At 71.4% G+C, this 15,108-nt stretch carries 11 protein-coding genes; 5 read left to right on the top strand and 6 right to left on the bottom strand.

Annotated elements, in window-relative coordinates; genetic code table 11:
- Positions 1-16 precede the first annotated feature (16 nt).
- The 3 genes from IG02_RS0112930 to IG02_RS0112940 form a co-directional block, all read right to left on the bottom strand.
- Positions 17-856 (bottom strand): ABC transporter permease, encoded by an 840-nt coding sequence (locus tag IG02_RS0112930; RefSeq protein ID WP_030745726.1) that lies wholly within the window; start codon positions 854-856, stop codon positions 17-19.
- 145 nt (positions 857-1,001) lie between these two features.
- A complete protein-coding gene (locus IG02_RS0112935) occupies positions 1,002-1,982 on the bottom strand; it encodes an ABC transporter ATP-binding protein (RefSeq protein ID WP_030745729.1) in 981 nt (326 codons plus the stop codon).
- Between the two features lie 167 nt (positions 1,983-2,149).
- Positions 2,150-3,529 (bottom strand): NYN domain-containing protein, encoded by a 1,380-nt coding sequence (locus IG02_RS0112940; RefSeq protein ID WP_030745732.1) that lies wholly within the window; start codon positions 3,527-3,529, stop codon positions 2,150-2,152.
- 251 nt (positions 3,530-3,780) lie between these two features.
- Here IG02_RS0112940 and IG02_RS0112945 point away from each other — a divergent pair, with 251 nt between their 5' ends.
- Positions 3,781-3,960 (top strand): hypothetical protein, encoded by a 180-nt coding sequence (locus IG02_RS0112945; RefSeq protein WP_030745733.1) that lies wholly within the window; start codon positions 3,781-3,783, stop codon positions 3,958-3,960.
- Between the two features lie 136 nt (positions 3,961-4,096).
- Here the strand turns inward: IG02_RS0112945 and dnaE are convergent, their stop codons facing one another.
- Positions 4,097-7,639, bottom strand: coding sequence for a DNA polymerase III subunit alpha (gene dnaE / locus IG02_RS0112950; RefSeq protein ID WP_030745736.1), 3,543 nt, complete (start codon positions 7,637-7,639; stop codon positions 4,097-4,099).
- Between the two features lie 394 nt (positions 7,640-8,033).
- Between dnaE and IG02_RS0112955 the strand changes: the two genes are divergently transcribed.
- The 3 genes from IG02_RS0112955 to IG02_RS0112965 all read left to right on the top strand — a co-directional run bounded on the left by IG02_RS0112955 (position 8,034) and on the right by IG02_RS0112965 (position 11,107).
- Positions 8,034-9,374, top strand: a complete 1,341-nt coding sequence (locus IG02_RS0112955; RefSeq protein WP_030745746.1) for a DUF2252 domain-containing protein — start codon at positions 8,034-8,036, stop codon at positions 9,372-9,374.
- A gap of 101 nt (positions 9,375-9,475) precedes the next feature.
- On the top strand, positions 9,476-10,165 hold the full coding sequence (locus tag IG02_RS0112960; protein ID WP_030745749.1) for a hypothetical protein: 690 nt from the start codon (positions 9,476-9,478) through the stop codon (positions 10,163-10,165).
- A gap of 126 nt (positions 10,166-10,291) precedes the next feature.
- A complete protein-coding gene (locus tag IG02_RS0112965) occupies positions 10,292-11,107 on the top strand; it encodes a thioredoxin domain-containing protein (protein ID WP_030745752.1) in 816 nt (271 codons plus the stop codon).
- Positions 11,108-11,248: 141 nt separating this feature from the next.
- Here IG02_RS0112965 and IG02_RS0112970 read toward each other — a convergent pair whose 3' ends face one another.
- Positions 11,249-11,818: a dienelactone hydrolase family protein gene (locus tag IG02_RS0112970; RefSeq protein ID WP_030746863.1), complete on the bottom strand. Its 570-nt coding sequence runs from the start codon at positions 11,816-11,818 to the stop codon at positions 11,249-11,251.
- A gap of 156 nt (positions 11,819-11,974) precedes the next feature.
- Here IG02_RS0112970 and IG02_RS0112975 point away from each other — a divergent pair, with 156 nt between their 5' ends.
- A complete protein-coding gene (locus IG02_RS0112975; RefSeq protein WP_030745755.1) occupies positions 11,975-13,084 on the top strand; it encodes a mechanosensitive ion channel family protein in 1,110 nt (369 codons plus the stop codon).
- A gap of 179 nt (positions 13,085-13,263) precedes the next feature.
- On the opposite strand, the gene IG02_RS0112985 is transcribed toward IG02_RS0112975, so the two are convergent.
- The gene (locus tag IG02_RS0112985) at positions 13,264-14,850 is read right to left on the bottom strand and encodes a Na+/H+ antiporter (RefSeq protein ID WP_030745758.1); all 1,587 of its coding nucleotides are present in this window, start codon (positions 14,848-14,850) and stop codon (positions 13,264-13,266) included.
- Positions 14,851-15,108: the final 258 nt, after the last annotated feature.

The raw sequence follows: 15,108 nt of genomic DNA on the forward strand, positions 1-15,108 counted from the left end.
CCCGCCGGGTGGTGCCTCATCGGACCGCTGCCCGCCGGTACGCCCAGGTCGCCACGGCCAGGGACACGACACCGACGACCGCGCACACGCCGAGATCGAGCGCGACGGCCGTCCAGTCGGGGTGCTTGTCGAACGTACGAGCGAGGGCCTCCACGCCGTATGTGGAGGGCAGCAGGTCGCGCGCGTAGGCCACCGGGCCCGGCAGCCGGTCCGCCGGCAGCACGCCCAGCAGGAGCGCGGCGGACATGCCGAGCTGGCCCAGCAGCGTCGCCAGTTCCTGGCGGGGCGCGAGGAGGCCGAGGGCGGCGCCCAGGCCGGCCAGTGCCGCGCCCGAGAGCGGGATGACCGCGGCCAGTATCCACAGGTGGTCGAGCGGCAGTTGGAAGAGCACGCTGCCGGTCACGGCGGTCACGGCGGTGCCGGGCACGGTGAAGGAGGCGTACGCCCCGGCCGCGCCGAGCACCACGGCGGCGGGCGGCACCGGCAGGGTGGCGTAGTGGTCCAGGCCGCCGCCGGCCCGTAGCTGGCCGAAGTACTGGGCGAGGAGGTTCAGTGCCACGAACGCCACGACGAGCACGCTCGACCCGGCGACCACCGCGCGCGCCTCGTCGCCGCCGTCGACCACGCCGCGCATCAGCACCATGATCCCGACGGACTGGAACGTCGCCACGAAGAGCAGCGGGATCCGGGCGACCCGGGCCCGCGACAGCTGGGCGCGGTAGACGGCGGCGAGCGAGGGCAGCAGCCGGGCGCGGGGCGCGAGGGGGGCGGGATCGCCCTCGGCCGTCCGCCGGGCCGGGCCGTCCGCCGCGGTCCCGGGCTTCCCGGCCACGGCCTCCACGGGCACGATGCTCACCTGGCGCTGCTCCTGTTCGCTGCGTACGTGTCGGACGGGCGGGCGCGGGGCGCGCGGACCGCCGCGGTCCCCCACCTTGTCATGGGCCCCTGCCGGGCCGGGCGGCCCGGTACGCTCCGGGCCCCGTGGCCCCCTCCTCCCGTGCTCATGCCTTCACCAGCCCGTTCGCGCGCCCGCCGAGCGCCAGGTAGACGTCCTCCAGGCTGGGCGTGGCCAGGGTGAAGTCGTCCAGGGCGGCGAAGGCCGCTCCGCCGGTCACCGCGGCGACGGCGGCGCGCGCCTCGTCCGGGGCGAGCCGCAGGACCCAGCGCCGCCCGGACTCCTGCGCCGACGCGCGCAGCGCGGCGACCTCCGGGACGTCCAGCGGGGCCCGCTCCCGCCACACCAGCTCGACCCGGACCTCGCCCGCCACCCGCTCCTTGAGGCCGGCGGGCGTGTCGCAGGCGATCACCCGGCCGCGCTCCAGCACGGCGACGCGGTCCAGGACGGTCTCGGCCTCGATGACGTTGTGGGTGACGAGCAGAACGGTCGTGCCGCTCTCGGCCCGCCGCCGGTCCACCGCGGCCCAGACCGCGCGCCGGGCGACCGGGTCCATGCCGGTGGTGGGCTCGTCCAGGACGAGTACGGACCGCTCGCCGACCAGGGCGGCGGCGAAACAGGCCAGTCGGCGCTGGCCCCCGGAGAGCTTCTTGAGCGGGCGCCCGGCGAGTTCGGTGAGCCCCAGCTCCCCGAGCACCGCGTCCCGCTCGGCACGCGCCCGCCGTACGCCGAGCCCGCGCAGCCGGCCGGTGGTCTCGGCGGCGAGCGCGACGGTCAGCTCGTCGAGTGCGGCGGACTCCTGCCCGAGGTAGCCGATGAGCCGGGCGGCGCGCTCGGGGTGGCGCACGAGGTCGTGGCCGAGCATGTCGACGGTGCCGGAGTCGGGCCGCATCAGGCCGGTGAGCTGGCGTACGAGGGTGGACTTGCCGGCCCCGTTCGGCCCGAGCAGACCGAAGATCTCACCGCGCCCGACATCGAGACAGACCCCGTCCGTGGCCCGCACGGCGGGGGTCGCGGGAGTACCGCGCCGGCCGCGCGCGGCGGGGTACGTCTTGACCAAATCGCGCACCACGCAGACCGTACTCACGATGACCGACCATACGGCCTCCCGCCGGGGCCGGACGGCCCGGGGTGCGGATGCGGGCCCGTCCGCGGCGCGGCGCGGCAGACCGCGCGGGCCCTCGTCGTGCCGCGCGAGTACCGGGTGATCAAGGCCCTGCACCCGACGGCCGTCCCGGTGCCTCCCACGGCCCCCTACGGCACGTCCGCCGCGGCCCGTACGTCGATCTCCCGCCAGAACCCGGCCCTGATCGCGTACCTGTCGTGCTCGTCGATCTGGTCGTCCTTGTGGGCCAGCAGTCCGAACCGCGCCGCGTACCGCAGCAGTTCCCCGTCGATGCGGTGCGGCACCCGCGGGTAGAGCGCGGAGAGCTTCTGCACCAGGCTCGCGTCCGTCAGCCGCTCCATCCACCGGCGGGCGAAGACCTGGCCGACCTCGAACGGGTCGCCCCCGACCGCGGTGATGTCCTCCTCGCGGTCGGCCCAGCGCTGTTCCGCGCTGGTGAGCTGGGCCAGGGTCGGCAGGGACGCCGTGTCGGGCGGCTCTCCCGCGGGACCGCTTCCGGGCCGTTCGACCCAGCCCTTGTCGGAGGACCAGCGCAGGGTGGCGCCCGTGGGCGCCGGGGACTGCGGCGGCTGCGGGACCGCGGGGCCCCGTAGTCCCGCCAGGTCCTTGGGCGTGGGCACGCCCCGGCCGCCGGACGTCACCGCCGGGCCGTCCGCGCCGTGCTCGGCGAGGGGCTGCTGGGCCGAGCCGTTGCGCCCGGCCGGACCCGGCGCCCCGGGAGCGGCCGGCATGCCCGGGGCCGTGGCGCCCTGCCCGGTGACCGCGCCGTTGCCCCCCGCGCCCGGTCCGTCCGACCCGGCCCGCGCCCCCGCGCCGCCCCGTGCCGCCTGTGCCCGCGCCTCGGCGACCCGTTCCGCGGACGCCGCCAGTGCCGACTCCGGCAGCGGTGCCGAGAGGATCGCCGCGATCTCCGGGCGCGGCACGGGCGGTGGGGCGCAGACACCGGCCGGATCCTTCGCCCGTACCGCCTTGGTGATCCACGCGCGGTCGAGCACCCGCCGCTCGTCGGCCTCGGCGACCAGGTCCTCGGACTGGTTGTAGTCACCGTCGGCGGCCTGGACGGCCCACAGGTGCACGGCCACACCGTGTTCCTTGGCGGACATCAGGCCGGGCAGCAGATCGCCGTCCCCGGTCACCAGCACCACGTCCGAGCAGGCCCGGTTCCGGGCCAGTTCGGTGAGTTCGGCGTGCATCGCGGCGTCGACGCCCTTCTGCGCCCAGCGCCCGTCGCTCCGGGTGAGGGCTCCCAGCCGTACGGTGACGCGGGGCATCACCCGCAACCGGCGGTGTTCGGGCTGGGGAACCCGGTCGGGCGCGCCGTCGAACCAGTAGATGCGGAGCAGCGGCCGTTCGGTGTCGGCCTCGGCGCGCTCGCGCAGGCCCTGGATCAGGGCGGTGTGGTCGACGGTGATCCGGGACCGGGCCGGTTCTCCCGCGAGGAGACTCGCGGCGGCGCCCAGCAGATATCCGGCGTCCACCAGGACGACGCAGCGGTCCACGCGTTCCACCTTCTTTCGGGAACCTCGAAATCGGGAGGTGGTAGTTCGGAAGTCACGAGGGGTTTCCTTCGAGTCTGCCCGACGGCAAGAGGCTTGACGTCCGGAACTCGATCATCGGCGTGGCGCATGTCTCACGCCCGTCACGAACGACGACCCCCGCGAGGCGCCGCTGTCGACGGCAATGATCCACAATGCGGGGACTACCCGCCTGTGTGACGCTGTACCCGGCCTGGTCCCCACTCATCGCAGGAGGCGCCACCATGGCCAAGAACAAGAACCGGGATCGCGGCGGTAAACAGCACCACCGGTCGACGTCGGAACGGACGGGCGGGAGCCCGAAGTCCTCGTCGACGGAGGAACGGGCCGAGGAGCGGCTGACGAACATCACACCCGCGGATGTGGAGCGCAAGGGGCGCCGGCGGCGTTTCGGCCACAACTGACGGCGGGGCCGCGAGCCGAGAGACACAGCGAGCGCACGAAGGGGAAGAGGGGCGCGCCCACCCGTTGCCGGGCGCGCCCCTCCGTGCCGTTCCCTGGTCGCCCGTGCCGTTGCCGCGACCGCCCGCGCCGTCCCTGCTATCCCGCGAGGCAGCTGGGGCCCAGCAGCACCTTCAGGTCGCCGAAGAGCGCGGGGTCGGGCTGCACCCGGTGCCGGTCGAGCCTGAGCACCGTGGTCTTCCTGGCGCCCTGGAGCTTGATCCGGACCTCGGAGTTGCCCCGGTGGTGGCTGAGGATCTCGCCGAGCCTGCTGACCATCGGCGGGGTGACCTTGACCGTGGGGATGGTGATCGTGACGGGCGCGTTGCTGCCGGCGGACGACAGGTCGGGGACGGACAGTTCCATGGCGACGAGGCGGGGGATGTCCTCGCGCTTGTCGAGGCGGCCCTTGACGAAGACGACGGTGTCCTCGACGAGCTGGGTGGAGACGAGCTGATAGGTGGCGGGGAAGAACATGCACTCGATGGAACCGGCGAGGTCCTCGACCGTGGCGATGGCCCAGGCGTTGCCCTGCTTGGTCATCTTGCGCTGGAGTCCGGAGATGATGCCGCCGACGGTCACCACCGCACCGTCCGCGTGCTCACCGCTGGTGAGCTGCGCGATCGCCGCGTCGGCCTTGTCCGACAGGACGTGTTCCAGACCGAAGAGCGGATGGTCGGACACGTACAGGCCGAGCATCTCCCTCTCCTGCGCCAGCAGGTAGGCCTTGTCCCACTCGACGTCGGAGAACTGCACGTCGAGCCCGAAGCCCGGCTCGTCCGCGCCCGTGTCGTCGCCCATGCCGCCGAACAGGTCGAACTGCCCCTCGGCCTCCTTGCGCTTGACCTGCACCACGTTGTCGATCATCGGCTCGTGGTGGGCGACCAGGCCCTTGCGGGTGTGGCCCATCTCGTCGAAGGCGCCGGCCTTGATCAGGGACTCGATCGTCCGCTTGTTGCAGACGACCGCCTCGACCTTGTCGAGGAAGTCCGGGAAGTTCGCGTACTTCCCCTTCGCCTTTCGGCAGCGAATGATCGAGTCCACCACGTTCTGCCCCACGTTCCGGACCGCCGTGAGACCGAACAGGATCACTTCGTCACCCTGTGCGGCGAAGTTCGGCTGCGACTCGTTGACGTTGGGCGGCAGCACCTTGATGCCCATGCGCCGGCACTCGTTCAGGTAGACGGCCGACTTGTCCTTGTCGTCCTTCACCGACGTCAGCAGCGCCGCCATGTACTCGGCCGGGTAGTTCGCCTTCAGGTAAGCGGTCCAGTAGGTGACCAGTCCGTACGCGGAGGAGTGCGCCTTGTTGAACGCGTACCCGGCGAACGGGACCAGCACGTCCCAGAGGGCCTGGATGGCCTCGTCCGAGAAGCCCTTCTTCTTCGCGCCCTCCTGGAACAGGACGAAGTTCTTCGCCAGCTCCTCGGGCTTCTTCTTGCCCATCACCCGGCGCAGGATGTCGGCTTCGCCGAGGGAGTAACCGGCGATGATCTGGGCGGCCTTCTGCACCTGCTCCTGGTACACGATCAGGCCGTAGGTGAGGCCGAGGACCTCCTTGAGGGGCTCCTCCAGCTCCGGGTGGATCGGGGTGATCTCCTGCTGGCCGTTCTTGCGCAGCGCGTAGTTCGTGTGCGAGTTCATGCCCATCGGGCCCGGCCGGTACAGGGCCGAGACGGCGGAGATGTCCTCGAAGTTGTCGGGCTTCATCAGCCGCAGCAGCGACCGCATGGGGCCGCCGTCGAACTGGAAGACGCCGAGCGTGTCGCCACGGCAGAGCAGGTCGTACGTCTTGGGGTCGTCCAGGGGGATGGACAGCAGGTCGAGTTCGACGCCCTTGTTGGACTTCACCATCTTGACGGCGTCGTCCATGATGGTGAGGTTGCGCAGGCCCAGGAAGTCCATCTTCAGCAGGCCGAGCGACTCGCAGCTGGGGTAGTCCCACTGCGTGATCGTCACCCCGTCGGTGTGCCGGACCCAGACCGGGACGTGGTCGGTGATGGTCTCGCTGGACATGATCACGCCGGCCGCGTGCACACCCATCTGCCGGACCAGGCCCTCCACACCCTTCGCGGTGTCGATGACCTTCTTCACGTCCGGCTCGTTCTCGTACATCGACCGGATCTCGCCGGCCTCGGAGTAGCGCGGGTGCTTGGGGTCGGTGATGCCGTTGAGGTCGATGCCCTTGCCCAGGACGTCGGCGGGCATGGCCTTGGTCAGCCGGTCGCCCATCGCGTACGGGTACCCCAGCACGCGGGCGGAGTCCTTGATGGCGTTCTTCGCCTTGATCTTGCCGTACGTGCCGATCATGGCGACCTTGTCGGCGCCGTACTTCTCGGTCACGTACCGGATGACCTCACCGCGCCTGCGCTCGTCGAAGTCGATGTCGACGTCGGGCATGGAGATGCGCTCGGGATTCAGGAACCGCTCGAAGATCAGCCCGTGTTCGATCGGGTCGAGGTCGGTGATCCCCATCGCGTACGCCACGATCGAACCGGCCGCCGAACCACGCCCGGGGCCGACCGCGATCCCGTTGTTCTTCGCCCACATGATGAAGTCCGCGACCACGAGGAAGTACGCCGGGAACCCCATCTCGATGATGATGCCCATCTCGTACTCGACCTGCTTGAGCCGGTCCTCCGGAATCCCGTTCGGGAACCGGCGGGCCATGCCGCGCATGGTCTCCTCGCGGAACCAGGTCGTCTCGGTGAACCCGTCCGGCACGTCGAACTTCGGCATCAGGTCGCGCTTTTCGAACATGCCGCTGTCGTCGATCTGCTCGGCCACCAGGAGCGTGTTCGCGCACCCCTGCTGCCAGGCGTCCGAGGAGTCGATCGCGTACATCTCATCGGTCGACTTCAGGTAATAACCCGTCCCGTCGAACCGGAACCGGTCGGGATCGGACAGGTTCTTTCCCGTCTGAATGCACAGCAGCGCATCGTGCGCCGTCGCCTCGTGCGCGTAGGTGTAGTGCGAGTCGTTCGTCACCAGCGGCGGGATGCCGAGCTTGCGGCCGATGTCCAGCAGACCGTCGCGCACCCGCCGCTCGATCTCGATCCCGTGGTCCATCAGCTCCAGGAAATATCGGTCCTTGCCGAAGATGTCCTGGTATTCGGAGGCCGCCTTCACCGCCTCGTCGTACTGGCCCAGCCGCAGCCGGGTCTGCAGCTCGCCCGAGGGGCAGCCGGTGGAGGCGATCAGCCCCTCCGACCACTTCGCCAGCGTCTCCTTGTCCATCCGGGGCCACTTCTGGAGCCAGCCCTCCGCGTACGCGTCGGAGGAGAGCCGGAAGAGATTGTGCAGCCCGGTCCTGTTCGCCGCCCAGATCGTCTTGTGCGTGTAACCACCCGAACCGGAGACGTCGTCCCGCTTCTGGTGCGGCTGGCCCCACTGCACCTTCCGCTTCAGCCGCCGCGACTCCGGCGCCACGTACGCCTCGATCCCGATGATCGGCGTCACGTTCGCCTTCTTCGCCGAGTGGAAGAAGTCGTACGCGCCGTGCAGGTTGCCGTGATCGGTCATGGCGATGTGCGTCATGCCCATCTCGTTGCACGCGTCGAACATGTCCTTCAGCCGCGCGGCACCGTCCAGGAGCGAGTACTGGGTGTGCACGTGCAGGTGCGTGAACGGCGGCTTGGTCACGGCGGGGGCCTCCAGTGGAACGGCTGGCACGAACGGTCGGACGACCCGTCGGGCACGGAGCCCGGCAGGCGGTGGGACAGACTGGCGGGTGGCGGGGCAAGTGGCGGAACAGGCGGTTGAGCAGGCGGTTGTACGGGCGGATCCCCTGGCCGGAACCCGGGCCCCGGCTCTGCGGGCGGTCCGGGGAGCACCGGGGGGACAGCGTCGAAGTCTACGACCTGACACCGACGACCGGGCCGCCGGAGGGCGCCGGTGGGACGGCCCGCGCGGACCGTGGTAAGGGCCGGGCGGCGGGCACTCGCGGGCCCCTTCGGGCGTTGGCCCCACTGGGAGGGGCCTGGGCTCCGTCCGCGAGAATCCGATCCCATTGTCATGCACCAGGAGGCACCCAGCGATGTCGGTCCCGCGACCTGTAGGAGCAGCTGACGAGCAGCGCGGCGAGGAGATCCTCGCCGTCTTCGACACCGCCTTCGGTGAGCTGCTGGCCGCCGACCCGGCAGCCTTCCGGGTGAAATTCAGGAAGATGGCCGCCTCCGCGTTCGCCTTCTACCGGGGCACGGCCTGCCTGTTCTACTACGACCTGGAGCGCGAGCGCGCCGCCACGGGGGACACCGGTCCGTTCCTCGACGAGCGCACCGGCCGGGTGTGGATCCACGGCGATCTGCACGCCGAGAACTTCGGTACGTACATGGACGCCAACGGCCGGCTGATCTTCAACGTCAACGACTTCGACGAGGCGTACGTGGGCCCCTTCACCTGGGACCTGAAGCGCCTCGCCGCCTCCCTCGCCCTGGTCGGCTACACGAAGGCGCTCAGCGACGATCAGATCACCGCGCTGGTGGAGATCTGCGCGGGCGCCTACCGTGAGCGGATCCACGCCCTGGCCACCGGCGCCAAGAACGACGAGGTGCCGCCCTTCACCCTGGACACGGCCGCGGGGCCGCTGCTGGACGCGCTGCGTTCCGCGCGCTCGCGCACCCGCTTCGGGCTGCTGGACTCGATGACCGAGATACGGGAGTACGAGCGCCGGTTCGCGGCCGGCGGCGGCTCCGTCGAGCTGGACGCGGCCACCCGGTACAAGATCCTCGCCGCTTTCGACGGCTATCTGGAGACGCTTCCCGAGTCCAGCCTGCACCGCCCGGACTCCTACCGGGTGAAGGACGTCGTGGGCCGGCGCGGGGTCGGCATCGGCTCGGCGGGCCTGCCCTCGTACAACATCCTCCTGGAGGGCAACAGCGACGCCCTGGAGAACGACGTGGTGATCTACATGAAGCAGGCGCAGACCCCGGCGGTCTCCCGGCACATCACCGACGGCGCCGTCCGCGACTACTTCCAGCACGAGGGCCACCGCACGGTGATCTCGCAGCGGGCGCTCCAGGCGCACGCCGACCCCTGGCTCGGCTGGACCGAGCTGGACGGCGCGGGCCAGCTGGTGGCGGAGGTCTCCCCGTACGCGGTGGACCTGGACTGGTCGGACCTGGACGACCCGGAGGAGATCTCGGCGGTGGTCGCCGACCTCGGCAGGGCCACGGCCACCATGCACGCGTCCGCGGACGACGAGAGCGGCCACTCCCTGGTGCCGTTCTCCACGGAGCGCGCCATCGACGCCGCCATAGCCGCCGACGAGGACGGTTTCGGCGCTCTGCTGGTGGACTTCGCCCATTCCTACGGGGCGCGCGCCCGCGCCGATCACCAGATCTTCGTGGACCTCTTCCGCAACGGACGGCTCGGCTGACGGCCACCCCTGGGCGGGACCATGCGGCATCTTGTCGTATGACCGTTTTCGTATGACCTTTTAAGGACCGCTTACCCCCGGTCATGGCACACTCGGCGGCGATGGGCATATCCGGAACGCGACTCAGAGCGGCGCGGGCAGCACTCTTCACGGCACTGGTCGTGACGCTGTCCGCCGGCTCCCACGTGTTCCTCTCCCGGGCCCCGCTGCCGCTGCCCGTCGTCGCCGCGATCAGCGCGGCGGTGTTCCTGGTCGCCTACGCGGCGGCGGGGCGCGAGCGGGGCTTCTGGCGCATCGCCGCCCTGGTCGTCCCGCTGGAGCTGGCCGCCGACACGGTCTTCACCAGCGGCCAGCGGGTCTGTTACGGCCCCTCCGGCGGCCCCGTCACGGGGTCCCTGCGAGCGGTCGGCCTCGACGTGCTGTGCGGCGGGGGCCGGTTCGGTACGCCGCTGCCGGGGGTGGCCCCCGCCGACGGCCCGGCGGCCACCGTGCTGAACTCCGCGGACCCGGCCCTGCCCTGGCTGCTGCTGGCGGCACACGTCTCGATCGGGCTGGCGGCCGCCCTCTGGCTGCGCCACGGCGAGTCCGCGCTGGCCGGTCTGGTACGGGCCGCGGCCACGTCCGCGTTCCGGCCGCTGCTCGTCGCGGTCGCCGCCGTCACGGGCACCGTCCGCGGGGCCGTACGGCGCGGGGCCCGCCCGGCGTCCCGGCCGCGCCCGGCCCGTACCGCCTTCTTCGTGCACTCCGTGGGACGGCGGGGGCCGCCGCCCGCCGCGCTCGGCTCGTACTGAGCAGGAAGCCCGTACCGAGCAGGGCGCTGTCCCCGCGTCCCCCGTCCGCGCCGGATCCCGCGTCCGGCCCCGGACCCCACACGGCCCGCGTCGGCGGAGCCATGTCACCACACGGAGTGAACCACCATGAGCGCACGGAACAAGCAGGCCAACAAGTCCGCCGCCCGTGAGCGCCTGCGCCAGGAGCGCGAGCGGCAGGCGAAGAAGGACAGGATCCGCCGGCAGCTGGTCGTCGCGGGCTCGGCCGTCGTCGTCCTGGCGATAGCCGGCGGCGTCGGCTACGCGGTCGTCCAGGCCAACAAGCCCTCGCACTGGGAGGCGGTGAAGGAGGAGAAGAACGTCGTCGCCCCGAAGCACACCGAGGGCACGGACGGCACGACCGTGGTCCTCGGCAAGGCGAGCGCCAAGAAGACCCTGGAGCTGTACGAGGACCCCCGCTGCCCGGTCTGCGCGAGCTTCGAGCAGTCGGTCGGCAAGACCGTCCAGAACGACCTCGACGCCGGCAAGTTCAAGGTCAAGTTCATCGGCGCGACCTTCATCGACAACTCCGACAACGGGGAGGGCTCGAAGAACGCCCTGTCCGCGCTGGGCGCCGCGCTCAACGTGAGCCCGAAGGCGTTCCTGGAGTACAAGGCCGCGCTCTACTCGAAGAACTTCCACCCGGAGGAGCAGGACGACAAGTTCGCCAAGGACAGCTATCTGATCCAGGTCGCCGACTCGGTGAACGAGCTCAAGGGCAACAAGGCGTTCCAGAAGGACGTCGAGCAGGGCACGTACGACGCCTGGGCGATGAAGATGTCGGCCGTCTTCGACAAGAGCGGTGCCGGGGGCACGCCGACGCTGAAGATGAACGGCCAGAAGCTCACCGCCGAGGGCAGCGACAACCCGCCCATGACGGTGGAGCAGTTCAACGCCGCCGTCGACAAGGCGCTGAAGGCTTAGGGGCGTTGTCCGCCCCATGCCCGTTTCGCCCCGCCCGTCCGGTCGTGACGCGTCATGATCCCGGGCGGGGCGTACCGTTCGCGCGCGTCCCGCGCGAACGGGTGCTGCGCGAGGCCCGGGCCGTCAGGTCGGGCTCGGCCGTCAGAGCGAGTCGAGGAAGCCGAGCGCCGTGCGCCAGGTCGCCTCGGCGGCGTCCTCGTCGTAGTCCGGCAGCTCCCGGTCGGTGAAGAGGTGCCCGGCGCCCGGGTAGCGGAAGACCTCCACGTCGGCCCCGGCCTGCCGCATCCGCAGGTACCAGGCCGTCAGCCAGTCGTGCGGCTCGAACGCGTCCGGGTCGGCCACGTGCAGCTGTACGGGCAACTCGTCGACGGACGCGTTCTCCGCGATGTCGGACGTGCCGTGCAACAGCAGCAGCCCGCGCGCCTTCTCGTCCCCGAGCGCCAGGGTCTGGGCGACCGACCCGCCGAGCGAGAAACCCGCGTACACGAGACCGCGTTCCGAGTACGGCGCCGCGGCCAGGATCGCGCGCCGCAGCAACTCCTCCTTGCCGATCCGCTCCTTGAGCTCCCTGCCCTCCTCGACCGTCTCCGCTGTTTGTCCCTCGTAGAGGTCGGGCACGCGCACGTCGTGGCCGGCGGCCCGCAGCCGGTCGGCCGCCTCGCGCACAGCGGGGCGAAGGCCGTAGACGGAGTGGAAGAGCATGATGTCCATCCCGTCATCCTGCCAGGCCACGCCCACCCGGCCGGTGCCGCCCGCACCGGCCGGAACCCGACCCGAACCCACCTGCCCTGACCGAACCTGACCCGACCGGACCGAACGGACCGACCGGCACCGGCACCGGCACCGGCATGAACCTACCGAGGAGCCATGGAGAACCTGCTGCGCCCGCTGACCGTGCTCGGTGGCTCGATCCTGCTCACCGTGGCGCTCGGCTGGATAGCGGACAAGCTGCTCATCCGCGTGGACGCGCGCCACCCGGAGACCCCGCTGTGGGGACTGCTGCGCCGCTGCCGACTGCCGCTGCAGGTGGTGCTGGGCACGGCCCTGCTGCGCGGCTCCTACCGGGCCGTCCGCTGGGACCTCGTCGAACAGAACCGGGCCGTGATCGGCCAGGGACTGTCGTTGGTGCTCATCGGCGCGGGTGCCTGGCTGGTCGTACGGATCGTGTCCGCGGCGGTGGAGTCGACGTACGCCCGGTACGCGTCCTCGACCCGTGACCCGGCCCGGCTGCGCCGGGTCCGTACCCAGGTCACGCTGATCATGCGGATCGTCACGGCCGTCGTCGCGGTGGTGGCCGTCGCCGCGATCCTGCTGACCTTCCCCGATCTGCGCTCCGTCGGGACGTCGATGCTCGCCTCGGCGGGCATCATCGGCATCGTGGCCGGTGTCGCCGCGCAGTCCACCCTCGGCAACCTCTTCGCGGGGTTCCAGATCGCGTTCGGGGACATGGTGCGCATCGGCGACACGGTGGTGGTGGACGGCGAGTGGGGCACGGTCGAGGAGGTCACGCTCACCTTCCTCGCCGTACGCACCTGGGACGAGCGCCGCATCACGATGCCGGTGTCGTACTTCACGAGCAAGCCGTTCGAGAACTGGTCGCGCGGCGGAGCCCAGATGACCGGCACGGTCTTCTTCCACCTGGACCACTCCGCGCCGGTGCCGCTGATGCGCGAGAAGCTGCACCAGATCCTGCTGGAGTGCGCGGCCTGGGACGGCAGGGACTGGAGCCTGGCGGTCACGGACAGCACGCCGAGCACGATGGAGGTGCGCGCGGTGGTCACGGCGAAGGACGCGGACGACATCTGGACGGCGCGCTGCGCGGTACGGGAGCAGATGCTGGCCTGGCTGACCGAGCACCATCCGTACGCCCTGCCGCGGATCTCGACGGCACCGGCCGCGAAGATCCCGCCGCAGGGCCGGCTGCCCACGCCGGTGGACGAGGAGGACACCGGCACGCCGCGCACGGGCCGCGGCTGAACGAAACGGGCGGCCGGCGCTTCCCGGACGCCGTGCTCGCGCGCCGGACGCCGTCGCCGTGCTCGCGCGCCGCGCAGCGTCCGCGTAGGGCGTGACCGCGCGCCGACGACCCCGCCCGCGCGGTGACGCCGAGTCCGCCGGGCGCCGAACCCGCCGGGGCGCCGGTGCCGCGACCGGCGTCAGTGCATGCTGCGTACGTCCAGCTGGCGCAGCACGCGGTCCACCACCTCGGGATCCGCCCCGGGCTCGTTGCGGGCCGAGAGCACCTCGTGGCGCGCGGCGGACATCATCTCGCGCTGGATGCGCTGGACGGCCTTCACCCGGCTCACCCGCTTGGCGACCCACTCGCGCCGTTCGTCGTCGGCCAGGTCGGGACTGATCCTGAGCCCGATGTCCACCGCACCGCGCAGCAGCCGCTCGCTGATGTCCTCCGGCAGATCCTCGACCTCCTCGATCTGCTTGAGCCGGTTCTTGGCCGCCTTGGCCGCGCGGACCGCGAGCGCGTGCTCCAGCTCGCGCTCGGCGTTCGTGTCCGCCCGTACACCGAGCTTGCGGACCAGCCAGGGCAGGGTGAGCCCCTGGACGACCAGGGTGGCCATGATCACCGAGAACGCGATGAAGATGATCTCTTCCCGGCCGGGGAACGGTTTGCCGGCGTCGGTCTCCAGCGGAATCGCCAGCGCCAGGGCGACCGAGGCCACCCCGCGCATCCCGGCCCACCACATGACGACGGTCTCGCGCCAGCTCGTCGGGATGTCCTCGTCGTAGTCGCGGAGCTTGTGCATCCGCTTGGCCAGCCAGGTCGCGGGCAGCAGCCACAGCAGCCGTACGAGCACGACGACGCCGACCACCGCGGCGCCCCAGCCCAGCATCTCGTGGGCGCGGCCGTCGGCCGCGCCGAAGGCGTTGTGCAGCTCCAGTCCGATCAGTCCGAACGCGACGCCCGTCACGAGCGTGTCGACCACCTGCCAGAAGGAGTTCCCGGCCAGGCGTCCCATCACGTCGTCGGCGTCCGCCGTGTGCGTGGCGAGGAAGAGCGCGGTGGTCAGGACGGCGAGGACACCGGAACCGTGCAGCTCCTCGGCCAGCACGTAAGCGACGAACGGCACGAGCAGCGAGAGGCCGACCTGGAGCGTGGCGTCCCCGAGCAGCGACATCAGCTTGTTGGAGAGCCAGCCGAGCGCCAGCCCGACCGCCACGGCCACCACCGCCGAGAGCACGAGCGAGCCGACCGCGCCGGGCCACGAGAACGTGCCGCTGACGACCGCGGCGATCGCCACGTGGTAGAGGACGATCGCGGTGACGTCGTTGAACAGCCCCTCGCCCTCCAGGATCGAGACCAGCCGCCGGGGCAGTCCGAGGGCGCCGGCGACCGCGGTCGCGGCGACCGGATCGGGTGGTGCGACGAGCGCGCCGAGCGCGACCGCGGCGGCGATCGGCAGGCCCGGCACCATGGTGTTGGCCACGGCCGCGACGGCGGCCGTGGTCACGAACACGAGCGCGACCGCGAGCAGGAAGATCGGTCTGACGTTGGCCGTGAACTGCCGCCAGGACGTGCGTTGCACGGCCGCGTAGAGCAGGGGCGGCAGCAGCAGCGGAAGGATGAATTCCGGCGGTACCTGCACGTTCGGCACGAACGGCAGCAGGGCCAGGACGATCCCCAGGAGCGTCATCAGCACCGGCGAGGGCAGCCCCAGCCGGTCCCCGAGGGGAACCATCAGCAGGGCTCCCAGCAGCAGCACGACGAGCAGTGCCAACTGGTCCACGGGGCGCCCTCCGGTGCTCGGGGTCTCGGTGCCGGCGAGCGCCGGTCCCCGGTCCGGGTACTCGCTTCCGGTACCCGCTTCCGGTGTCCGCGGGAGATCACTGAGGATCACAGGGAACCGCGGGGAGTCGGCGCCTCCAGCCGTCAAGCCTGTCATGCGCCGCATCCGGAACCGGGTAGGGGGGTGCCGGGAATCAGGTCAAGGCGGTGACCGACGGAAAAGCGGAACGCGGAGACCCCCGGAGCACGCCGCGTACGC

Source organism: Streptomyces sp. NRRL F-5135 (genome assembly GCF_000719775.1).
GTDB classification, from domain to species: domain Bacteria; phylum Actinomycetota; class Actinomycetes; order Streptomycetales; family Streptomycetaceae; genus Streptomyces; species Streptomyces hebeiensis.

What these genes read in the sequence shown, in the direction of transcription:
- IG02_RS0112945 (WP_030745733.1), top strand. Translation starts at nt 3,781, where the DNA reads ATGGCCAAGAACAAGAACCGGGATCGCGGCGGTAAACAGCACCACCGG.
- IG02_RS0112955 (WP_030745746.1), top strand. Translation starts at nt 8,034, where the DNA reads ATGTCGGTCCCGCGACCTGTAGGAGCAGCTGACGAGCAGCGCGGCGAG.
- IG02_RS0112960 (WP_030745749.1), top strand. Translation starts at nt 9,476, where the DNA reads ATGGGCATATCCGGAACGCGACTCAGAGCGGCGCGGGCAGCACTCTTC.
- IG02_RS0112965 (WP_030745752.1), top strand. Translation starts at nt 10,292, where the DNA reads ATGAGCGCACGGAACAAGCAGGCCAACAAGTCCGCCGCCCGTGAGCGC.
- IG02_RS0112970 (WP_030746863.1), bottom strand. Translation starts at nt 11,818, where the DNA reads ATGGACATCATGCTCTTCCACTCCGTCTACGGCCTTCGCCCCGCTGTG.
- IG02_RS0112975 (WP_030745755.1), top strand. Translation starts at nt 11,975, where the DNA reads ATGGAGAACCTGCTGCGCCCGCTGACCGTGCTCGGTGGCTCGATCCTG.